This window comes from Paracoccus sediminis, assembly GCF_900188295.1.
Classification (GTDB): domain Bacteria; phylum Pseudomonadota; class Alphaproteobacteria; order Rhodobacterales; family Rhodobacteraceae; genus Paracoccus; species Paracoccus sediminis.
On sequence record NZ_FZNM01000011.1, the window covers coordinates 82,978 to 103,480 of the forward strand.

Consider the following 20,503-nt stretch of genomic DNA (forward strand, 5'->3'; position numbering starts at 1 on the left):
TTCTTCACCCAAATATCCCGCGGGGGTCCGGGGGCGCGAAGCCCCCGGCATCCGCCACACGCAGGTGCCGTCATGTTTCAGAAAATCCTGATCGCCAACCGGGGCGAGATCGCCTGCCGCGTCATCGACACCGCCCGCAGGCTGGGCGTGCGCACCGTCGCGGTCTTTTCCGACGCCGACCGCGCCGCCCGCCATGTCGCCATGGCGGACGAGGCCGTCCATATCGGCGGCCCGGCCCCCAAGGACAGCTATCTGCGCGGCGATGCGATCATCCGGGCGGCGCTGGATACCGGCGCGCAGGCGATCCATCCGGGCTATGGCTTCCTGTCGGAAAACCCCGATTTCGTCGATGCGGTGACGGCGGCGGGGCTGGTCTTCATCGGCCCGTCCGCCAGTGCCATCCGCAAAATGGGCCTGAAGGACGCGGCCAAGGCGCTGATGGCGGATGCCGGGGTGCCGATCGTGCCCGGTTATCATGGCGAAAACCAGGATCCCGCGCATCTTCAGGAACAGGCAGGCCACGTCGGCTATCCCGTCCTCATCAAGGCGGTGGCGGGCGGCGGCGGCAAGGGGATGCGGCTGGTCGAACGTCCCCAGGATTTCGCACCCGCCCTGCAATCCGCGCAGGGCGAGGCCGCGACCGCCTTCGGCAACCCCGCCGTGCTGATCGAGAAATACATCCAGCGGCCCCGCCATATCGAGGTGCAGGTCTTCGGCGACGGCACGAACGCCGTGCATCTGTTCGAGCGCGACTGTTCCCTGCAACGCCGCCACCAGAAGGTGATCGAGGAAGCCCCGGCCCCCGGCATGACCGCCGACATGCGGCAGGCCATGGGCGACGCCGCCGTCCGCGCGGCAAAGGCCATCGGCTACAGCGGCGCGGGCACCATCGAATTCATCGTGGACGGCAGCGGGGGCCTGCGCCCGGACGGATTCTGGTTCATGGAAATGAACACTCGGTTGCAGGTCGAACACCCCGTGACCGAGGCGATCACCGGCGTCGATCTGGTCGAATGGCAGTTGCGGATCGCATCCGGCGAACCGCTGCCCGCCCGGCAAGAGGATCTGTCGATCCACGGCCACGCCTTCGAGGCGCGTCTTTATGCCGAGGACGTGCCCGCGGGTTTCCTTCCTGCGACGGGCCGTCTTGCGCATCTGTCATTCGCCGACAATGCCCGCAACGAAACCGGCGTGCGGCAGGGCGACACGATCAGCCCCTGGTATGATCCGATGATCGCCAAGGTCGTCGTGTGGGGCAAGACCCGTGCCATCGCGCTTGGCAAGCTGGAAGCCGCCCTTGTCGATACCGAGGTCGCGGGCACCGTCACCAACATCGACTTCCTGATCGCCCTGACCCGGCATCGGGGCTTTCGCGCGGGCGATGTCGATACCGGCCTGATCGCGCGCGACCTGGACGCGCTTATCGCCGCGTCCGAAGCGACGCCTGCGGCCCATGCCCTTGCGGTGATCGGGCTTGCCGGTCTGGCCGATCCGCAGGTCAAGGGCGGCATGACCCTGTGGCAGCCGCTGCGCCAGACAATCGCCTGGAAAGACGGGCAGGCCGTGCTGGAGGTTCTGGGCCCCGGCGCGGCGCGCGTGACGCTGGACGGCCAGTCGCACGAGGTCCGCTGGCAGGGCGACCGCTGGTGGGTCGATGGCAGCCTGTGCCGCCACCGCATCGCGGCCCATGACGGCGGCATCAGCGTCTTTGGCGCGGGCAGCCTGCATCTGGCGCCGCTGGATCCGCTGGACCGGCAGGCGGATGCCGGGGCAGGGGCCGCGCTGACCCTGTCGCCGATGCCGGGGCTGGTGAAATCGGTGGATGTCCGCGCGGGCCAGGCGGTCAAGGCGGGCGACCGGCTGGCCGTGCTGGAGGCGATGAAGATGGAACACAGCCTGACCGCCGCCCGCGACGGCGTGGTGGCCGAGGTTCTGGCGGCCGCCGGCGACCAGGTTCAGGCCGGCGCCCCCCTGATCCGGCTGGAGGAGGAAGCGGATGCCTGACACGCCGCCCGAACCCGTGCCGACCGATGCCCCACCACCCGCTGCGGGGGGACCGGTCGGGGATGACAGCGGCAAGATCACTCTGTGGCACGTGCCTCTGTCGCGGTCGATGCGCGTCCTGTGGCTGCTGAACGAACTGGAACTGCCCTTTGCGCTGCGGGTCATGGACCTGCGCAGCAAGGACATGCGCGGGGCCGAATACGAGGCGATCCATCCGGTCGGCCGCGCCCCCGCCTTGCAGATCGACGGCAGCGTGATCCACGAATCGGGGGCGATGGTCGAATACCTGTGCGAAACGCGCGGCCCGCACTTGGGACGCGCGCCGGGGGCCGAGGGGCGGCTGGGCTGGCTCGACTGGCTGCATTTCGCCGAAACCATCGGCCAGCACATCGCCAACCTGACGCAAAGCCACCTGATGCTGCGCGACCCGTCCATGCGGTCGCCCACCGTGATGAAGCTGGAAACCGCGCGGCTGGCCCGCGCCCTGCGGCTGGTCGAACAGACGGTCAAGAACCAGGACTGGCTGATGGCCAGCGGCTTTTCGGGCGTCGATTGCGCCGTCGGCTGGTCGGTCTGGACGGCGGGCCGCTTTGTCCGCCTGACCCCGGCGTTGCAGGCCTATGCCGACCGCTGCACCGCGCGCCCGGCCTTTCGGCGCGCCCTGCCGCAAGAGGGCGAGCCGCAGCTTTACGACCGCGATTTCTATGAGCTTTCCGATGCCTGAGAGGGTCGAGATCTTTGAAATGGGGCCGCGCGACGGCCTTCAGAACGAAAAGCGGCTGATCCCGGCGGCGGACAAGATCGCGCTGGTGGACATGCTGTCGCAAGCCGGTTTCTGGCGGATTGAAGTCACCAGCTTCGTCAGCCCGAAATGGGTGCCGCAGATGGGCGATGCCGCCCAGGTGATGGCGGGCATTCGCCGCGCGCCGGGCGTCCGCTATGCCGTGCTGACGCCGAACATGAAGGGCTATGAGGGCGCCAAGGCCGCGCGGGCCGGCGAGGTCGCGATCTTTGCCAGCGCATCCGAAGGCTTCAGCCGCGCCAACCTGAACGCCACCATCGCCGAAAGCCTGGAACGGCTGGCCCCGGTGGCGGCGGCGGCACGGGCCGATGGCATCCCGGTGCGCGGCTATGTCAGCGTGGTCACGGACTGCCCCTTCGACGGCCCGACGCCGCCTGCCAGCGTGGCCCGCATCGCCGCCGCCCTGCGCGACATGGGCTGTTACGAGATCAGCCTGGGCGACACCATCGGTCAGGGGCGTCCCGAAACTATCGACGCGATGCTGGGTGCCGTGCTGGACGAACTGCCCGCGCACCAGTTGGCCGGGCATTACCACGACACGGCGGGCCGGGCGCTGGACAACATCGACGCAAGCCTGGCGCGCGGGCTGCGGGTCTTTGACGCGGCGGTCGGGGGCTTGGGCGGCTGTCCCTATGCCCCCGGCGCGGCGGGCAACGTCGCCACCGAAAAGGTGGCCGCGCATCTGGCGGCGCGGGGCTTTGCCCATGGCCTGGACATGGCCGTCATCGAAAAAGCCGCCGCCTTCGCGCGGGGCTTGAGGGGGAATGCCCATGTTTGAAACGATCCGCATCGACCTTGATCCGCGCGGCGTGGCGACCCTGTGGCTGGCCCGTCCCGACAGGCACAACGCCCTGTCCCAGCCGATGATGGAGGAACTGACCCAGGCCGCAGCCCGGCTTGGCGCCGATCCCGCCGTGCGCGTGGTGGTTCTGGCGGGCGAGGGCGCCAGCTTCTGCGCGGGCGGCGATCTGGGCTGGATGCAGGCGCAGATGAACGCCGATGCGGACACCCGCCGGGCAGGGGCGCGGACCCTTGCCGGGATGCTGTCGGCGCTGAACCTGCTGCCGAAACCGCTGATCGCGCGGGTCCATGGCAATGCCTTTGGCGGCGGCGTCGGCATGATGGCGGTGGCCGACATCGCCATCGCCGCGAGCACCGCGACATTCGGCCTGACCGAGGTCAAGCTGGGCCTGATCCCCGCAACCATCGGCCCCTATGTCCTGGCCCGCATGGGCGAGGACAAGGCTAGGCGGGTGTTCTTCTCGGCCCGGCTGTTCGGCGCGGACGAGGCTGTGACGCTGAATCTTGCCGCGCGCAGCGTCGCCCCCGCCGATCTGGACGCCGCCGTCGAGGCCGAAGTCGCGCCGTTCCTGCGGGCCGCCCCCGGCGCCGTCGCCGCCGCCAAGGCGCAATGCCGCGCCCTTGGCCCGCGCATCGATCAGGCCATCATCGACGACAGCATCGACCGCCTCGTCGCCGTCTGGGAAGGCGACGAGGCGGCCGAGGGCATCGCGGCGTTCTTCGACAAGCGCAAGCCCCGCTGGCAGGTCTGATCCGTCTGCGCTATGGCTGGCCTTGCACAAGGGGGCAGGCATGGACGTCAGGATACTGGATCCGCGGATACGTGACTGGGGGATCCCCGCCTATCAGACGCCGGGATCGGCGGCGGTCGATCTGTTCGCCTGCATCGGCGCGGCCCTGGACATCGCGCCGCAGGCCCCCGCCGTCCTGATAAGCGCCGGAATCGCGCTGTCCTTTGATGATTTTTCCTGCGCGGGGCTGATCCTGCCCCGGTCCGGGCAGGGCCACAAACGAGGGCTGGTGCTGGGCAACTCGACCGGCCTGATCGACCCCGATTATACCGGAGAGATCCTTATCAGCACCTGGAACCGCAATCCCGCCGGATCGCCCCCCATTACCGTCCAGCCGGGCGAACGGATCGCCCAGATGATCTTTGTGCCGGTGCTGCGGCCATCCTTTACGGTGGTCGAGGCGTTCAGCGGGGGCACCGCACGGGCGGCGGGCGGTTTCGGATCGACCGGGGCGTGACGCGATGATGGGGCTGTGGCTGCTGACAGCGATCGCGGCGGGGGGGTGGATCCTGGGACTGCCGCGCCGGACGATGCTGGCGGCGCTGTCGCTGGTCTGGGCGGGCATCGTCATGCTGCACCTGATCGCGCCGCCGGTGGGCCGGGCGCTTGGCGGATCGGCGCGCGGCTGGCTGGTCGCGGGCGGCCTGGCGGCCCTGATCCTGGGCTATCGCGCGGCTCTGGCCCGGCTGCGGTCGCGGGCCGCGCCCGCGCCGGTGCGGGTCGTGGACACGCCCCCCTCGGGGATGTCCGACGCCGAACTGGATCGTTACGCCCGCCATCTGGTTTTGCGGGAAATCGGCGGCCCCGGACAGATGTGCCTGCGCAATGCAAGGATGCTGATCGTCGGCGCGGGGGGCCTGGGCGCGCCGGTCTGCCTGTATCTGGCGGCTGCGGGCGTCGGGCGGATCACGCTGGCCGATGACGACACCGTCAGCCTGTCGAACCTGCAACGCCAGATCATCTTTCGCAGCGATCAGCGCGGCGAGGCCAAGGCCGATGCCGCCGCCGCCGCGATGCGCGCCCTGAACCCCCATGTGCAGGTGACGGCCCTGCCGCGTCGGATCACCGATGCCGACACCGCCCTGATCGCCGAGCACGATCTGGTGCTGGACGGCACCGACAGCTTTGCCGCGCGCGACGCGGTCAACCGCGCCTGCGTCGCGGCGGGCGTGCCGCTGATCGCAGGCGCCATCGCCCAGTGGGAAGGGCAGGTAACGCTGTATGATCCCGCGCGCGGCGGGCCGTGTCTTGCCTGCGTGTTCCCGACGGCCCCGGCCCCCGGCCTGGCCCCGCCCTGCGCCGAGGCCGGGGTGATCGGGCCGTTGCCCGGCGTCGTAGGCAGCCTCATGGCGTTGGAGGCGATCAAGCACCTGACGGGCATTTCGGAATCGGGCGCGGGGCAGGGCCTGCGCGGGCGGATGCTGATCCTTGACGGGCTTTATGGCGAAAGCCGGATGATCGGCACCGCCCGGCGTCCCGATTGCCCGGTGTGCGGAACGGGACTGGAAGGCGCGGCGCGCACGTCCTAGGGTTGCGCAACCAAGGAGGCGCCATGAACCCCGAATTGACCCGCTGGACCGGCCCCGAAGGACTGCCGCGTTTCGACCGGATCGCGGACAGCGACCTTGCCCCCGCGTTCGACCGCGAACTGGTCGCAGCCGAGGCCGCGATGGAGGCGATCGCCGCCAATGCCGAACCGCCGACCTTCGCCAACACCGTCGCCGCCCTGGAAACGGCCGAGGACGGGCTGAACCGGATGCTGTCGATCTTTTACACCCTGGCCAGCGTCGATTCGAACCCTGCGCGAGAGGCGCTGCAACGCGATTTCGCCCCGCGTCTTGCGGCCTATGGCAGCAGGACGGGGATGGACCCCCGGCTTTATGCCCGCGTCAAGGCCGTCGCCGCGACGGCCGACACCCTGCCCCCCGAGGATCGGCGCATCACCGAACTGGCCCTGCGCGGGCTGACCCGGTCCGGCGCCGGTCTGGACGGCGCGGCGCGGGACCGCATGGCCGACATCCGCGCCCGCATGGCCGTGCTGACCACGCAGTTTTCCCAGAACGTGCTGGCCGATGAACGCGATTACGTCCTGCCGGTCCCCAACGACCGGCTGGCGGGCCTGCCCGACTGGCTGCTGCGGTCCATGCGCGCGGCGGCGAAGGAACGCGGCATGACGGGGCAGGTCGTCACCCTGTCGCGGTCCCTGATCGTGCCCTTTCTGGAACATGCCGAGGATCGGGCCTTGCGAGAGGTCGCGTTCCGGGCCTGGACCGCGCGCGGAACCGGCCACGGCGCCGGGGGCGGGGCGACGGACAACCTGCCCCTGGTCACCGAAATCCTGGCGCTGCGGAACGAACGGGCGCGCCTGCTGGGATACGCCGACTTTGCCGCCTACAAGCTGGAACCGGAAATGGCCGGCACCGCCGATCGGGTGGCGGATCTGCTGGGGCAGGTCTGGGAACCGGCCCGCGCCCGCGCCGCTAGCGATCAGGCCAAGCTGACCGCGATGCTGCGCGACGATGGCGTGAACGGCGTGCTGGAACCCTGGGACTGGCGGCATTATTCGGAACGGCTGCGGCGGCGCGAACACGATTTCGACGCCGATCAGGTCAAGCCCTATCTGACGCTGGACGCGATGCTGGCGGCGATGCTGGACGTGGCACACCGTCTGTTCCGGCTGGAATTCCAGCCCTTCGACGCCCCCTTGTGGGCGCCCGAGGCGCGGGCGTGGCGGATCGCCCGCGACGGGCGGCCGATGGCGGTCTTCGTGGGGGATTATTTCGCCCGGCCGTCGAAACGGTCGGGGGCCTGGTGTTCGTCGTTGCAGGTCCAGCACAAGATCGGCGCGGGCCAGCGCCCCATCGTGGTGAACGTCTGCAACTTCACCCCGCCCGAGGAAGCCGGCGCCCCCGCCTTTCTGTCCTGGGACGATGCGCGCACGCTGTTTCACGAATTCGGCCATGCGTTGCACCACATCCTGTCGAACGTGACCTGGCCCTCGATTTCGGGAACGTCGGTGGCGCAGGATTTCGTGGAGCTGCCCAGCCAGCTTTACGAACACTGGCTGGAACAGCCCGCCGTGCTGGATGCCCATGCCCGCCATCACCGGACGGGCGAACCGCTGCCCGCGCCCTTGCGCGACCGCCTGCTGGCGGCGGGCAGGGCGAATGCGGGGTTCTCGACCGTCGAGTATCTGGAAAGCGCGCTTGTCGATCTGGCCTTTCACCGGGGCGATCCGCCGGCCGATCCGATGGCGGAACAGGCGCGGGTGCTGGCCGGGCTGGAGGCTCCTGCCGTGATCCCGATGCGCCACGCCACGCCGCATTTCAGCCATGTCTTCGCGGGCGACAGCTATGCGGCGGGATACTACAGCTACATGTGGTCCGAGGTGATGGACGCCGACGCCTTTGCCGCCTTTGCCGAAACCGGCGACATCTTCGACCCCGCGACCGCACGCCGGCTGGAGGAAACGATCCTGTCGCGCGGCGGATCGGCCCCGGCGGACCGATTGTGGCTGGCCTTTCGCGACCGGATGCCGGGGGTGGATGCGCTGTTGCGGGGGCGCGGGCTGGCCTGACCGGGCCTAGTCCCTCACCTCGTCCGGGTCCACGCCCCATATCGCCGTTTTTGGCACCCAGCCGCGCTGTCCGCCGCCGGAGATGCGGCACCAATCGATGTTGCATTCGCCCAGCCGGACGATGGCCCCCGTTTCGGCGCGCGCCACGATGTCGGCATCGGGATTCGGGCGGCTGCGCAGTTCCACCATGTCCTGCGTCACCAGCGCGGTCCTGACGCCCGACAGCAGCGCGTAATGGATCCAGCCCCCGGCACCGTCCTTGTCCTCGACCCGGCGCCAGTGGCCGAACTCGGCGACCACGCGCAGCGGCATACCGGCGTGGCGGAACACCCAGTCGATGCGGTGCGACAGGCTGGGACCGCGCCGGGCGTTGCCCTCGGACCCTTTCAGGCTGACATAGCGGGGGACCGGCAGGTTGGTGACGGCCCCGCGAGCCGCGCCGCCGCTGTCCTGGACGCGGAGGATCTGCGCATCGGCCGATTGCGGCGCGGCGTCCGCCTGGGCCAGCATCAGCCCCGCCGATACGGCCAGAGCCATCGCCCCGCCAGCCAAAATCATCCTTATCCTCATAAGCCCGTCCGTTCCTGCCCGGCCGCCCTGCGGCGATCCATTCTGCCCCTGAACGGGGGCCGCAAGGCGCCCCCAATGGGGTCTTGTGCCGGCCCCATATCGCGGGCAGTTTGCCAAATGCGGCGCCCTTTTGAAAGGCCGCCGCGACATGACATCGAGAAAGTGAGGCCATCATGCACAGCCCTCAGCCCTCGCGCCAGAAACTGCGGGTCGTGGTGACGCGGCGCCTGCCCGAGGCGGTCGAGACGCGCATGAAAGAGCTGTTCGATGTGGTCCTGCGCGACGACGACAGCCGCATGTCGCGCGACGATCTGGCGGCGGCGATGCGCGGCGCCGATGTGCTGGTGCCGACCGTGACGGACCACATCGACGCCAACATGCTGGCCCAAGCGGGCGAGCGGTTGAAGCTGATCGCGAATTACGGCGCGGGGGTCGATCATATCGACGTCCATTCCGCCCGGCAGCGCGGCGTGCTGGTCAGCAACACCCCCGGCGTCGTGACCGAGGATACCGCCGACATGGCCCTGGCGCTGATTCTGGCCGTCACCCGCCGCATACCCGAAGGCCTGGCCGAGATGCAGGCGGGCCGCTGGGGCGGCTGGGCGCCCACCGCCCATCTGGGCGGCCGCGTCGGCGGGCGGCGCCTGGGCATCCTGGGGATGGGCCGGATCGGGCAGGCGGTCGCGCGGCGGGCCAATGTTTTCGGGATGCAGGTCCATTACCACAACCGCAAGCGCCTGCGCCCCGAGATCGAGGACGAGTTGCAGGCGACGTATTGGGAAAGCCTGGATCAGATGCTGGCGCGGATGGACGTCATCAGCGTGAACGCCCCGCACACGCCATCGACGTTTCATCTGCTGAACGCCCGGCGCCTGAAGCTGCTGAAGCCCACGGCGGTGGTGGTGAACACCTCGCGCGGCGAGGTGATCGACGAGAACGCCCTGACCCGGATGCTGCGCGCCGGAGAGATCGCGGGCGCGGGGCTGGACGTGTTCGAGCACGGGCACGAGATCAACCCCCGCCTGCGCGAACTGCCGAACGTGGTCCTGCTGCCGCACATGGGCAGCGCCACGGTCGAGGGCCGGGCCGAAATGGGCGAAAAGGTCATCATCAATATCAAGACCTTTGCCGACGGCCACCGGCCCCCGGATCTGGTCGTGCCGTCGATGTTGTAACACGGGGGATTTGGCCCATCCCCGCGCCGGGGATTGCCCGGTATGTTCGGGCGCAAAAGAAGGCGGGCGGAATGACGGGTTCAGGCAGTGTCGGGACCAGGGCGCGGTGGGCGGTATCGGCGCTGTTCCTGGCCAACGGGCTGGTGGTCGGAAGCTGGGCGCCCAAGCTGCCCGCCATGATGGCGCGGCTGGAGATCGGCGAATCCGTGGCCGGGCTGCTGGTGCTGGCGCTTGGCGTCGGGTCGATCTGCCTGATGCCGGTCTTTGGCGCGCTGGTGGCCCGGCGGGGGTCGGCCCATGCCGTCAAGCTGGCGGCAATGCTGTTCACGCCCAGCCTGATCTGGATTTCGCTGGCCCCGACGGTCTGGGCGGTGGCCATCGCGGTTTTCGCCTTTGGCGCGCTGATCGGCGGGATGGATGTCGCGATGAACGCCAATGCCGTGGCGGTGGAACGCGCCCGGCGGCGCGCGATCATGTCGTCCTGCCACGGGTTCTGGTCCCTGGGCGGCCTGGCCGGGGCGGGGGCAGGGGGCGTCGGAATCCAGATCCTTGGCGAACTGGCCCATGCGGGGGTCGTGGCGCTGATCGTGGCGGCGATTTTGGCCGCGGCCTTTCCGCATGTCTTGCGGGACAGTCCGGCGGCGGGTCAGGAACACCAGCCGCTGCGTCTGCCGCGCACGCCCTTGCCCTATCTGATCGGCGTCATGGCCTTGGCATCGATGATCCCGGAAGGGGCGATCCTGGACTGGGCGGCAGTCTATCTGCAACGGGAAATGGGGGCGTCGCTGGCGCTTGCCGGTTGGGGCTTTGCCGCCTGCGCCGGGACCATGGCGGTGATGCGGTTTCTGGGCGACGGAATCCGGCGCCATTGCGGCGCGGTCAGGACGCTGCGGATCAGCACTGTCGTCGCCATGGCCGGGCTGGCCCTGGCCGGGCTGGCGCCATCGCCCTGGGCGGCGATCGCCGGGTTTGGACTGGCGGGCATCGGCATCGCCAACATGGTGCCCATCGCCTTTTCCGCGGCAGGCAATGTGCCGGGGCTGGCGCATGGGGTTGGGCTGTCGGTGGTCACGACCATGGGGTATTCGGGGATCCTGCTGGCCCCCGGAACCATCGGCTTCCTGGCCGAACGGATCAGCTTTTCCGCGATCTATCTGGGCCTGTCGCTGCTGTTGCTGATCCCGCTGGCACTGTCGCGGCTGGCGCGCACGGCGGATTTCGACGCCGGCGGCTAAGTCACCGATAAACGTTGCCGTCGCCCGGAAAGGTCCGGTCGCGCACGGCCGCGGCGTAATCGGCGATGGCCTTGTCCGCCTGCGGTCCCAGATCGCCGAACTTGCGCACAAAACGCGGCACCCGCTGGGTCAGGCCCAGCATGTCGTCCAGCACCAGGATCTGCCCGTCGCAGCGGGCCGAGGCGCCGATGCCGAGGGTCGGCACCGCCACGGCCCCGGTGATCTGGTCGGCCAGCGGCTCCATCACCCCCTCGACCACGATGGAAAAGGCGCCGGCCTGGGCGACATCCATCGCATCCTGGACGTGGCGCGGCCAGGTATCGGCATCGCGCCCTTGGGTCTTGAAGCCGCCCATGGTGTGCGTCGCCTGCGGCGTCAGGCCGACATGGCCCATCACCGGGATGCCGCGTTCGGTCAGGAACCGGATGGTGGGCGCCATGTGGCCGCCGCCTTCCAGCTTGACGGCGCCGGCGCCGGTTTCGCCCATGATGCGCGCGGCGTTGCGAAACGCCTGCTGGGGGGATTCCTCGTAGCTGCCGAAGGGCATGTCGATCACCACCATCGCGCGGCTGCTGCCCCGGACGACCGCCTGGCCATGCAGGATCATCATCTCCGGGGTGACGCCGATGGTGGTGGGCAGGCCATGGATCACCATGCCCAGGCTGTCGCCCACTAGGATCAGGTCGGCATGGGCATCGACCATCGCGGCCAGCGGCGCGGTATAGGCGGTCAGCGCGACGATCGGCACGGCCCCCTTGCGGGCCGCGATCTGCGGGGCGGTCAAACGCTTGATACGGGTTTCAACAGACATCGAAGTCCCCTTTCGGTTGGGCGACACGCTGGTCGATCAGCAGCACGTCGCCAAGGCGGACGGCCAGCAGGATCACGACGGGCCGCTGAATCGCGGCGATGCGCGACAGGTCGGCGGCGTCGCGGATGTCGATGGACCGGATCCCGGCCAAAGGTTCGGCGGCGATGATGCGCCGGATCGCGGCCCGGATGGCCGGGACGCCTGCGCCGTCGGCCACCATGCGCGCCCCGCGGTCCAAAGCACGGTTCAGCACCGGTGCGGCGGCGCGTTCCGCGGGCGACAGGCGGCGGTTGCGCGACGACATGGCAAGCCCGTCCGCGTCGCGCATCGTGGGCACGGGCAGGATTTCGACCGGCATGTCCAGGTCGGCGACCATCCGGCGGATCACCGCAAGCTGCTGGTAATCCTTTTCGCCAAAGGCCGCGGCATCGGGCCTGACGATGTTGAACAGCTTCGTCACCACGGTCGCCACGCCCCGAAAATGGCCGGGCCGCAGGCGCCCCATCAGGATGCGCGACAGGCCTGTCACCTCGACCGCCGTTTGCGCGCCGGGGCCATAGAGGTCGGCGACAGACGGCAGGAACACCGCGTCGCAGCCCGCATCCCGCAGCAGCCGCAGGTCGTTTTCCTCGTCGCGCGGATAGGCCGCCAGATCCTCGTTCGGGCCGAACTGGGCGGGATTCACGAAGATCGACGCGGCCACGCGGCCGCCGCCCCGCGCGTCCAGCCAATCGCGGGCATGGGCCACCAGCGACATGTGCCCGTCATGCAGCGCGCCCATGGTCGGCACCAGGGCCACAAGGCCGGCCTGGCGCCGCCAGTCGCGCATCGCCTGCCTGTCGCGGCAAATCTGCATGAACATCCCCCGCCTCCTGTGGCACGCACCCTAAGGGACGGCGGCAGATTCGCACAAGTGCTGCGATGCAGCATGTCGTTTTTCGCCCGTTTAGGTCGGGCCTATCGGAACGGCGTTTACGGGCCGTGGCAGTAACGCACAGCAACAGGCCAGGGAGTCGCGCGGAATGAAGTCGCATGTAAAGGTTCTTGTCGTCGGGGGCGGCGCAGTCGGCTGCGGCATCGCGCTCCATCTGGCGCGCGCGGGATGGGACACGATGCTGGTCGAACGCGACGAGCTGACGGCCGGGTCCACCTGGCACGCGGCGGGGCTGCTGCCCTTGTTCAACATGGGCTATGCGACGACCCACATCCACGACTATTCGGTCAAGCTGTATGCCGATCTGGAATCGCAGACCGGGCTGAACGCGGGATTCACCCGCTGCGGCAACCTGCGCATGGCCCAGACCGATGCGCGGATGGACGAATATATGCTGTATTCCGCCACCGCCGAAACGGTGGGGATCGAGCATCAGTTCCTGACCCCGCAGCAGGTAAGGGACCGCTGGCCCCTGGTCCGCACCGAGGATCTGAAAGGCGCGCTGTTCCACCCGACCGACGGCTATATCAACCCCGCCGACGTGACTCAGGCCATGGCCAAGGGCGCGCGGATGGCGGGCGCCGCCATCGAACGCAAGATCCAGGTCAACGGCTATGCCTGGACCGGCAGCGAATGGATCGTTTCCTGCGAAAAGCTGATCGAAAAGGGCGGCAACCTGGTCGGTTCGGGCGAGACGTTCGAGATCCGGGCCGAACATGTCGTGACCGCGACCGGCAACCACGCGCAGCGCACCGCCCGCCTGCTGGGCATAAAAATCCCCGCGATCCCGGTCGAACACCAGTATATCGTGACCGAACCCGATCCGGCCCTGGTCAAGTGGCGCGCCGAGGGCAATCCCGAACACCCGGTGCTGCGCGATGCCGACGCGAAATGGTATGTGCGCGAGGAACGCGGCGGCTGGATTCTGGGGCCGTATGAACGCAATGCCCCGGCGCGGTTCCTGTACGACGTACCCGAATCCTTTCGCGCCGACCTGTTCCCGCTGGATCTGGAACGGATCGAGGAGGAATACATGTCCATGATCCACCGGATCCCGACATCCGAAACGGTGGGGTTGAAGGACGATTTCAACGGCCCGATCTGCTATACCCCCGACGGCAACCCGCTGGTCGGTCCGGCGCCCGGCCTGCGCAACATGTGGCTGGCCGAAGGGTTCAGCTTCGGCATCACGGCGGCGGGCGGCGTCGGCCATTACCTGACGCAGATGATGGTAGATGGCGAGGCCGAGATCGACATGGCGTCGCTGGACCCGCGCCGCTTCGGCGGCTGGATGACCACCGAATACGCCGCGCGCAAGAACGAGGAGGCATATGAGAACGTCTTCGTCCTGCATCATCCCGATGAAGAACGAGAGGCCTGCCGCCCGCTGCGCACCTCGCCCGCCTATGACCGGCAAAGGGCGCGGGGCGCGCAATTCGGCCAGGTGAACGGCTGGGAACGCCCGAATTACTATGCGCCCGAAGGGTTCGACGACCATGACAGCCGCAGCTTCCGGCGCGGCGGCTGGTGGCAATACGCCAAGGCAGAGGCCGAGGCGGTTCGCAATGCGGCAGGCCTGATCGACGCCACGGCCTTTGCCAAGCATACCGTCAAGGGACCGGGCGCGACGGCTTTCCTGGACTGGCTGACGACCAACAGGCTGCCCAAGGTCGGCCGGATCAACCTGACCTATGCGCTGACGGATGCGGGCACGACGCGGACCGAATACACCATCGTCCGGCTGGCCGAGAACGACTATTACCTGGTCTCGGCCGGGGCCTGGGCCGCCTATGACAGCGATCACCTAGTGAAATCGGCCGAGGATTTCATGGCGGCGGGCGGCGATCATGTCGCCATTCAGGACGTGACGACGCAATGGGGCGTCTTTGCCATTGCCGGGCCTGCGTCCCGCGACATTCTTGCCAAGCTGATCCGCGACGCGCAGCCGGAAACCGCGCTGTCGAACAAGCGGTTCCCCTGGCTGTCGGCCAAGCGGATCGAACTGGGCATGGTGCCCGTCAACGCCATCCGCGTCGCCTATACCGGGGAACTTGGCTGGGAACTGCACCACCCGATCGAGATGCAGAACCACCTGTTCGACCGGCTGGTCGAGGCGGGTGAGCCGCTGGGGATGAAACTGGTCGGCGCGCGGGCGCAGAACTGGCTGCGGCAGGAAAAATCCTATCGCGCCTTCGGCACGGAACTGGGTCGCGACGCCACCCCGCTGGAGGCCGGTCTGGACCGTTTCGTGGATCTGTCCAAGGATTTCCGGGGCAAGGCCGCGATGCAAGCCAAGGGCATCCGGTCGATGTGCGTGACGCTGCTGATCGACGGGCCGGACGATGCCGATCCCTGGGGCCGCGAGGGGATCTTCCTGGACGGGGAAAAGGTCGGGCGCCTGACCTCGGGCGGATATTCGGCGGCCTTCGGCAAGCAGATCGGCATGGGCTATGTCCGGCCCGATCTGGCCGCGCCCGGCACCAAGCTGAAGGTCCGCATGTTCCGCGAATTGTGGGACGCCAGCGTGACCGAGGACAGCCCCTATGATCCGCAGAACGCGCGCATCCGCATCGACGGATGAGGCAGCGCCCTGCGCTTTCGGTCAGCCGACCACCAGGCGCAGGGCATCCTCGTAGGACGAGACCTGCACGGGCGAGTCCGGCGGATAGGGCTGGTCCATCTTCAGCATCGCAAACCCATGCGTCAGCGCCCAGACCGCCGTTTCGACGGACGCCGCCTTTCGATCCCCGACAAAGGGCGCGCAATGGTGTTGAAGAACGACATAGCTGGCGCGGGCAATCGTGCGCAGGTCGTCGTCCTGGGTTGGCAGTTGATCGAACATCAACCGGAACAGCGCGGTCCGGCAGCGGGCAAAGCGGATATAGGCGTGGTTTACCGCAAGCAGTCGGTGGAACGGGCCGGAATCCGCCGGCATCGCATCGCGGGCGCAGATCAGGTCATGCCGGAAATCCTGGAACCCCTGGGTGGCAATGGCGATGCGCAGACCCGGCAAGCCGTTGAAATGATGCGCCGGCGCGGCATGGGATACGCCCGCGCGTGCGGCAATGCGCCGCAGGGTCAGGCCTTCGGTGCCGTCTTCATCCAACAGCGCCACGCCAGCCTGGATCAAGACTTGGGCCAAGTCGCCTTTGGGTTGCATTTTGGCCTTATCCATCATCTTGACAGTGTAAAGCCAATGTTGGAATGTGGCGCAACCGGCTTGGCCCATGGCACCTGTCAAACCGGGAATGCCAAATGTCGCTTTCGTACCAAGTTCCGGGCTGTGCGCTCAAAGCTCTGGTCTGTTTTCGCTATGTCATCGTTTGCCAGTTCTCAGGCCAGAGCCTTTATGTCTGGCATCATAGAGGGACTTGCAGTTACTGCAACACCCAATGCCGCAATTTTGCGCATACAAAACGAAAAAAGCCGAACCCGAAGGTCCGGCCTTTTTCGTTTGGAGCGGGCGATGAGATTCGAACTCACGACCCTAACCTTGGCAAGGTTATGCTCTACCCCTGAGCTACGCCCGCATCCGTGCCGTTGGCCGCTGGCCTTCGGTAGGCGGTGATTTATGGGACGCCGCCACGGCGTGCAAGGGGAAAATTCACCTTCGGGCACGAAAATCATGCGGGCGTTGACAGCGCCGGGCAGGCGCGTGAGCCTGGCGCGGGGACAGGGATGGATCATGGCCGCAACCGATCAGCTTTCAGATTTCGTGCGCGCGGCCCTGGCGTCCGGGCATGATGGCGCACGCATCCGCGCGGCGTTGCACGGGGCCGGATGGACCGATCCTGAAATCGAGGGCGCCATGGCCGCATGGCACGGCGGGGGCGACCTGCCGCCGGTGCCCCGGCCACGGCCCTTTGTTTCGCCGCGCGAGGCGATGCTGTATGCGCTGCTGATGGTCGCCTTGGTGCTGGTGTGCTTTCATGTCGTGCGGCTGGGGTTTCACGTGATCGACCAGGCGATTCCCGATCCGGCGGAAACGGGGTCGTCCGACCGGTGGGCGATGCGGTTCTCGGTCGCGGCGATCATTGCCTTTCTGCCGCTGTTCGTGGCCTTGGATCACCGCATGGCAAAGCGGACGGACGGGGGCGACCGGCAGCGGCGGTCGCAGGCGCGCCGGATTTTCGCCTCGATCACCGTGCTGGCGGCGGCCCTGGTTCTGCTGGGCGACGCCGTGTCGGTGATCTATGCCTTCCTGTCGGGCGACCTGACGCTCCGGCTTGCGGCGAAATGCGCCTTGGTGGCCCTGATGGGCCTGCTGGTGGCCGCCTGTTACCGAGAGGATCTGGATGGTTAGGCGTTGGCCCGTCATGGCGCTGACCGCGCTGTCCCTGGCGGTTCTGGTGGCGGGCATCGTCGCCACCGGCGGGCCGGCGCAGGGGCGGGCGGAACGGCGTGACGGGGCGCGGCAGCGCGACCTGTCCGACATCCAGGCGCTGCTGTCCTGCAAGGCGCAGCAGGCCGGTCGCGTGCTGACGGATCCGACGCCGACCGAGGCCTGCCCGATGACGCCGCGCCTGGCCGATCCCTTTACCGGCGCGCCCTATCGGATCGAACGGGTGGCGCCCGACAGCGTCCGCCTGTGTGCGGGCTTCGAACTGCCCCCGGACGATGCCGCCCAGGGGCGCGACGGATCGGGCTGCACCGTGCAGCGGATCGTCGTGGACTGAACGCTTATTCCGCCGCCCGGACCCGCGCGGGCCGCAGCATCGGCGCCAGATAGCGCCCGGTGTGGCTGTCGGGCACATCGGCCACATCCTCGGGCGTGCCCACCGCCACGATGCGCCCGCCGCCGTCCCCGCCTTCGGGGCCGATGTCGATGATCCAGTCGGCGGTCTTGATGACGTCCAGATTGTGTTCGATCACCACGACCGTGTTGCCCTGATCGACCAGCCGGTGCAGCACCTCCAGCAGCTTGCGCACGTCCTCGAAATGCAGGCCGGTGGTGGGTTCGTCCAGGATATACAGGGTCTTGCCGGTGGACTGGCGCGACAGTTCCTTGGCCAGCTTGACCCGCTGCGCCTCGCCGCCCGACAGGGTGGTCGCCTGCTGGCCGACCTTGACGTAACCTAGACCCACCTCCATCAGCGCGTCCATCTTGTTGCGGATGGCGGGCACGGCCGAGAAAAAGCCCTGCGCATCCTCGACCGTCATGTCCAGCACGTCGGCGATGGATTTGCCCTTGAACAGCACCTCCAGCGTCTCGCGGTTGTAGCGTTTGCCCTTGCAGGTCTCGCAGGTGACATAGACGTCGGGCAAAAAATGCATCTCGATCTTGATGACGCCGTCGCCCTGGCAGGCCTCGCAGCGGCCACCCTTGACGTTGAAGGAGAACCGGCCGGGCTTGTAGCCGCGTGCCTTGGATTCGGGCAGGCCCGCATACCAGTCGCGGATGGGCGTATAGGCGCCGGTATAGGTGGCCGGGTTCGACCGCGGCGTGCGGCCGATGGGCCGCTGGTCGATGTCGATCACCTTGTCCAGATGCTCCAGTCCGGTGATCGTCTCGCAGGGGGCCGGGGTCTGGCGGGCGCCGTTCAGGCGCAGGCTGGCCGTCTTGAACAGCGTCTCGATGGTCAGGGTGGACTTGCCGCCGCCCGACACGCCGGTCACGCAGACGAACCTGCCCAGCGGAAATTCGGCCGTTACGTCTTTCAGATTGTTGCCGGTGGCCTTGACCACCTTGACCGCCTTGCCGTTGCCCGTGCGGCGTTCGTCGCTGACGGCGATTTCGCGGACGCCGGACAGATATTGCCCGGTCAGGCTGACCGGGTCGGCGGCGATTTCATCGGGCGTGCCTTGGCTGACCACGGTGCCGCCGTGGACGCCCGCGCCCGGACCCATGTCGAAGACGTAATCGGCATGGCGGATCGCGTCCTCGTCATGTTCGACCACGATGACCGAATTGCCCTGGTCGCGCAGCCCCTTCAGCGTGTCCAGCAGGCGGTCGTTGTCGCGCTGATGCAGGCCGATACTGGGTTCGTCCAGCACATACAGCACGCCCGTCAGGCCGGATCCGATCTGCGACGCCAACCGGATCCGCTGGCTTTCGCCGCCCGACAGCGTTCCCGCCGCGCGGCTCAGCGTCAGATAGTCCAGGCCCACATTGACCAGGAAGCCCAGCCGTTCGCGGATCTCCTTGAGGATGGCATGGGCGATCTCGTTCTTCTGCCTGCTCAGGTGCTTCGGCGCGGCCTCGACCCAGGCAAGCGCCTCCTTGATGGACAGTTCGACCACCTGGCCGATATGGGCGCCCGCGATCCTGACCGCCAGGGCCTCGGGTTTCAGGCGATAGCCCTTGCAGGTGCCGCAGGGGCGGTTGTTCTGATACCGCTCGAACTCCTCGCGGACCCAGGCGCTGTCGGATTCGCGCAACCGGCGATCCATGTTGGGGATCACGCCCTCGAACACGCGGGTGACGTTGTAGACGCGGCCCGCGTCGTCGAACCGGAACGCGATCTCCTCGGACCCCGACCCATGCAGGAACATGCGCCGCACATCGTCGGTCAGATCCTTCCACGGGGTCTTCTTGTCGAACCCGTAATGCTTGGCCAGGGCATTGACCGTCTGGGTCAGATAGGCCGACTTGGACTTGGCCCAGGGGGCGATGGCGCCCTTGTCCACGGACAGGGCGGCGTCGGGCACCACCAGACGTTCGTCGAAGAACAATTCGACCCCCAGCCCGTCGCAGGCCGGGCAGGCGCCGAAGGGGGCGTTGAAGGAAAACAGCCGGGGTTCGATTTCGGGGATGGTGAAGCCGCTGACCGGGCAGGCGAATTTTTCGCTGAACGTGGTGCGTTCCGGTTCGTCCGCCGCCGTTTCCACGATAGCGATGCCGTCGGCCAGATCCAGGGCGGTGCGCAGCGAATCGGCCAGCCGGGTTTCCAGCCCCTCGCGCACGACGATGCGGTCCACCACCACGTCGATGTCGTGGCGGAACTTCTTGTCCAGCGTCGGCGGTTCATCCAGTTCGTGAAACTGGCCGTTCACCTTGACCCGCTGGAACCCCTGCTTGCGCAGTTCCAGAAACTCTTTCTTGTATTCGCCCTTGCGATCCCGGACGATCGGGGCCAGCAGATAGGCGCGCGTGCCCTCGGGCATCTCCATGATGCGGTCCACCATGTCCTGGACCTGCTGCGCCTCGATTGGCAGGCCGGTCGCGGGGGAATAGGGCGTTCCTGCGCGGGCGAACAGCAGCCGCAGATAGTCATAGATTTCCGTGACCGTGCCGACGGTGGACCGGGGGTTCTTGCTGGTGGTCTTTTGTTCGATGCTGATGGCGGGCGACAGGCCGGTAATGTGGTCCACGTCGGGCTTGCCCATCATGTCCAGGAACTGGCGCGCATAGGCCGACAGGCTTTCGACATAGCGGCGCTGCCCTTCGGCATAGATCGTGTCGAAGGCCAGCGACGACTTGCCGCTGCCCGACAGCCCGGTGATGACCACCAGCTTGTCGCGCGGGATGTCCATGTCCACGCCCTTGAGATTGTGTTCGCGCGCGCCGCGCACCTCGATGAACTTCTGTTCCATGCTGCGTCCCTGGCCGACCAAGGGCATCACATAGGGACAACGCTTCAAAAAGCAACCGCAGAATGGGAACATCTGGCGAACACGACCTTGCGTCAACCTTTTGTTGCGGGCTGACCCTCGTGCCGCTTGCGCTGCGCTGCGGCATCGCTAGTCTCTCGCGCAACTGTGAAAAGGGGACCGCGATGTTTCAAAAGATCCTTGTTGCGAACCGTGGCGAGATTGCGATCCGGGTGATGCGGGCGGCCAACGAGCTGGGCAAGCGGACGGTGG

At 67.9% G+C, this 20,503-nt stretch carries 18 protein-coding genes and 1 tRNA gene; 13 read left to right on the forward strand and 6 right to left on the reverse strand.

The window, feature by feature from the left end; translation table 11 throughout:
• Positions 1 to 72: 72 nt before the first annotated feature.
• The 7 genes from CHB77_RS14050 to CHB77_RS14080 are packed head-to-tail and all read left to right on the forward strand — an operon-like array spanning position 73 to position 7,975.
• Positions 73 to 2,004 carry an acetyl-CoA carboxylase biotin carboxylase subunit gene (locus tag CHB77_RS14050; protein ID WP_089388843.1) on the forward strand — a complete coding sequence of 644 codons (1,932 nt, stop codon included), beginning with the start codon at positions 73 to 75 and terminating at the stop codon, positions 2,002 to 2,004.
• On the forward strand, positions 1,997 to 2,728 hold the full coding sequence (locus CHB77_RS14055) for a glutathione S-transferase family protein (protein ID WP_089388844.1): 732 nt from the start codon (positions 1,997 to 1,999) through the stop codon (positions 2,726 to 2,728). The genes CHB77_RS14050 and CHB77_RS14055 overlap by 8 nt, the downstream gene beginning before the upstream one ends.
• Positions 2,721 to 3,584: a hydroxymethylglutaryl-CoA lyase gene (locus CHB77_RS14060; protein WP_089388867.1), complete on the forward strand. Its 864-nt coding sequence runs from the start codon at positions 2,721 to 2,723 to the stop codon at positions 3,582 to 3,584. Before CHB77_RS14055 ends, CHB77_RS14060 begins: the two co-directional genes overlap by 8 nt.
• The gene (locus tag CHB77_RS14065; RefSeq protein WP_089388868.1) at positions 3,577 to 4,359 is read left to right on the forward strand and encodes a crotonase/enoyl-CoA hydratase family protein; all 783 of its coding nucleotides are present in this window, start codon (positions 3,577 to 3,579) and stop codon (positions 4,357 to 4,359) included. The genes CHB77_RS14060 and CHB77_RS14065 overlap by 8 nt, the downstream gene beginning before the upstream one ends.
• Positions 4,360 to 4,399: 40 nt before the next feature.
• On the forward strand, positions 4,400 to 4,855 hold the full coding sequence (gene dut, locus CHB77_RS14070; RefSeq protein ID WP_089388845.1) for a dUTP diphosphatase: 456 nt from the start codon (positions 4,400 to 4,402) through the stop codon (positions 4,853 to 4,855).
• A 4-nt stretch (positions 4,856 to 4,859) separates the two neighbouring features.
• Positions 4,860 to 5,927 carry a HesA/MoeB/ThiF family protein gene (locus CHB77_RS14075; RefSeq protein WP_089388846.1) on the forward strand — a complete coding sequence of 356 codons (1,068 nt, stop codon included), beginning with the start codon at positions 4,860 to 4,862 and terminating at the stop codon, positions 5,925 to 5,927.
• Between the two features lie 23 nt (positions 5,928 to 5,950).
• Complete coding sequence (locus tag CHB77_RS14080; RefSeq protein WP_089388847.1) at positions 5,951 to 7,975, forward strand: M3 family metallopeptidase; 2,025 nt, start codon at positions 5,951 to 5,953, stop codon at positions 7,973 to 7,975.
• Between the two features lie 6 nt (positions 7,976 to 7,981).
• Here CHB77_RS14080 and CHB77_RS14085 read toward each other — a convergent pair whose 3' ends face one another.
• Positions 7,982 to 8,533 (reverse strand): SH3 domain-containing protein, encoded by a 552-nt coding sequence (locus CHB77_RS14085; RefSeq protein WP_242626662.1) that lies wholly within the window; start codon positions 8,531 to 8,533, stop codon positions 7,982 to 7,984.
• Between the two features lie 185 nt (positions 8,534 to 8,718).
• Between CHB77_RS14085 and CHB77_RS14090 the strand changes: the two genes are divergently transcribed.
• Both CHB77_RS14090 and CHB77_RS14095 read left to right on the forward strand, forming a co-directional pair.
• Positions 8,719 to 9,720 (forward strand): 2-hydroxyacid dehydrogenase, encoded by a 1,002-nt coding sequence (locus tag CHB77_RS14090; protein ID WP_089388848.1) that lies wholly within the window; start codon positions 8,719 to 8,721, stop codon positions 9,718 to 9,720.
• Between the two features lie 71 nt (positions 9,721 to 9,791).
• Entirely contained in the window at positions 9,792 to 10,955 is a 1,164-nt protein-coding gene (locus tag CHB77_RS14095; RefSeq protein WP_089388849.1) for an MFS transporter, read from the forward strand.
• A 1-nt stretch (position 10,956) separates the two neighbouring features.
• On the opposite strand, the gene panB is transcribed toward CHB77_RS14095, so the two are convergent.
• Positions 10,957 to 11,766, reverse strand: a complete 810-nt coding sequence (gene panB, locus CHB77_RS14100) for a 3-methyl-2-oxobutanoate hydroxymethyltransferase (protein ID WP_089388850.1) — start codon at positions 11,764 to 11,766, stop codon at positions 10,957 to 10,959.
• Complete coding sequence (panC, locus tag CHB77_RS14105) at positions 11,756 to 12,628, reverse strand: pantoate--beta-alanine ligase (protein WP_242626663.1); 873 nt, start codon at positions 12,626 to 12,628, stop codon at positions 11,756 to 11,758. The genes panB and panC overlap by 11 nt, the downstream gene beginning before the upstream one ends.
• A gap of 160 nt (positions 12,629 to 12,788) precedes the next feature.
• Between panC and CHB77_RS14110 the strand changes: the two genes are divergently transcribed.
• The gene (locus CHB77_RS14110) at positions 12,789 to 15,281 is read left to right on the forward strand and encodes a GcvT family protein (RefSeq protein ID WP_089388851.1); all 2,493 of its coding nucleotides are present in this window, start codon (positions 12,789 to 12,791) and stop codon (positions 15,279 to 15,281) included.
• Positions 15,282 to 15,302: 21 nt separating this feature from the next.
• Here CHB77_RS14110 and CHB77_RS14115 read toward each other — a convergent pair whose 3' ends face one another.
• Positions 15,303 to 15,842 (reverse strand): TetR/AcrR family transcriptional regulator, encoded by a 540-nt coding sequence (locus CHB77_RS14115; protein ID WP_165456289.1) that lies wholly within the window; start codon positions 15,840 to 15,842, stop codon positions 15,303 to 15,305.
• Between the two features lie 313 nt (positions 15,843 to 16,155).
• Positions 16,156 to 16,230, reverse strand: a tRNA-Gly gene (locus CHB77_RS14120).
• 155 nt (positions 16,231 to 16,385) lie between these two features.
• Here CHB77_RS14120 and CHB77_RS14125 point away from each other — a divergent pair.
• The gene (locus tag CHB77_RS14125) at positions 16,386 to 17,003 is read left to right on the forward strand and encodes a DUF5671 domain-containing protein (RefSeq protein WP_089388853.1); all 618 of its coding nucleotides are present in this window, start codon (positions 16,386 to 16,388) and stop codon (positions 17,001 to 17,003) included.
• The gene (locus tag CHB77_RS14130; RefSeq protein WP_131023373.1) at positions 16,996 to 17,376 is read left to right on the forward strand and encodes a hypothetical protein; all 381 of its coding nucleotides are present in this window, start codon (positions 16,996 to 16,998) and stop codon (positions 17,374 to 17,376) included. Before CHB77_RS14125 ends, CHB77_RS14130 begins: the two co-directional genes overlap by 8 nt.
• Positions 17,377 to 17,380: 4 nt before the next feature.
• On the opposite strand, the gene uvrA is transcribed toward CHB77_RS14130, so the two are convergent.
• Complete coding sequence (uvrA, locus tag CHB77_RS14135; RefSeq protein ID WP_089388871.1) at positions 17,381 to 20,233, reverse strand: excinuclease ABC subunit UvrA; 2,853 nt, start codon at positions 20,231 to 20,233, stop codon at positions 17,381 to 17,383.
• A 182-nt stretch (positions 20,234 to 20,415) separates the two neighbouring features.
• Between uvrA and CHB77_RS18890 the strand changes: the two genes are divergently transcribed.
• The coding region (locus tag CHB77_RS18890; protein ID WP_425320183.1) for a biotin carboxylase N-terminal domain-containing protein at positions 20,416 to 20,503 on the forward strand (88 nt) is incomplete at its 3' end.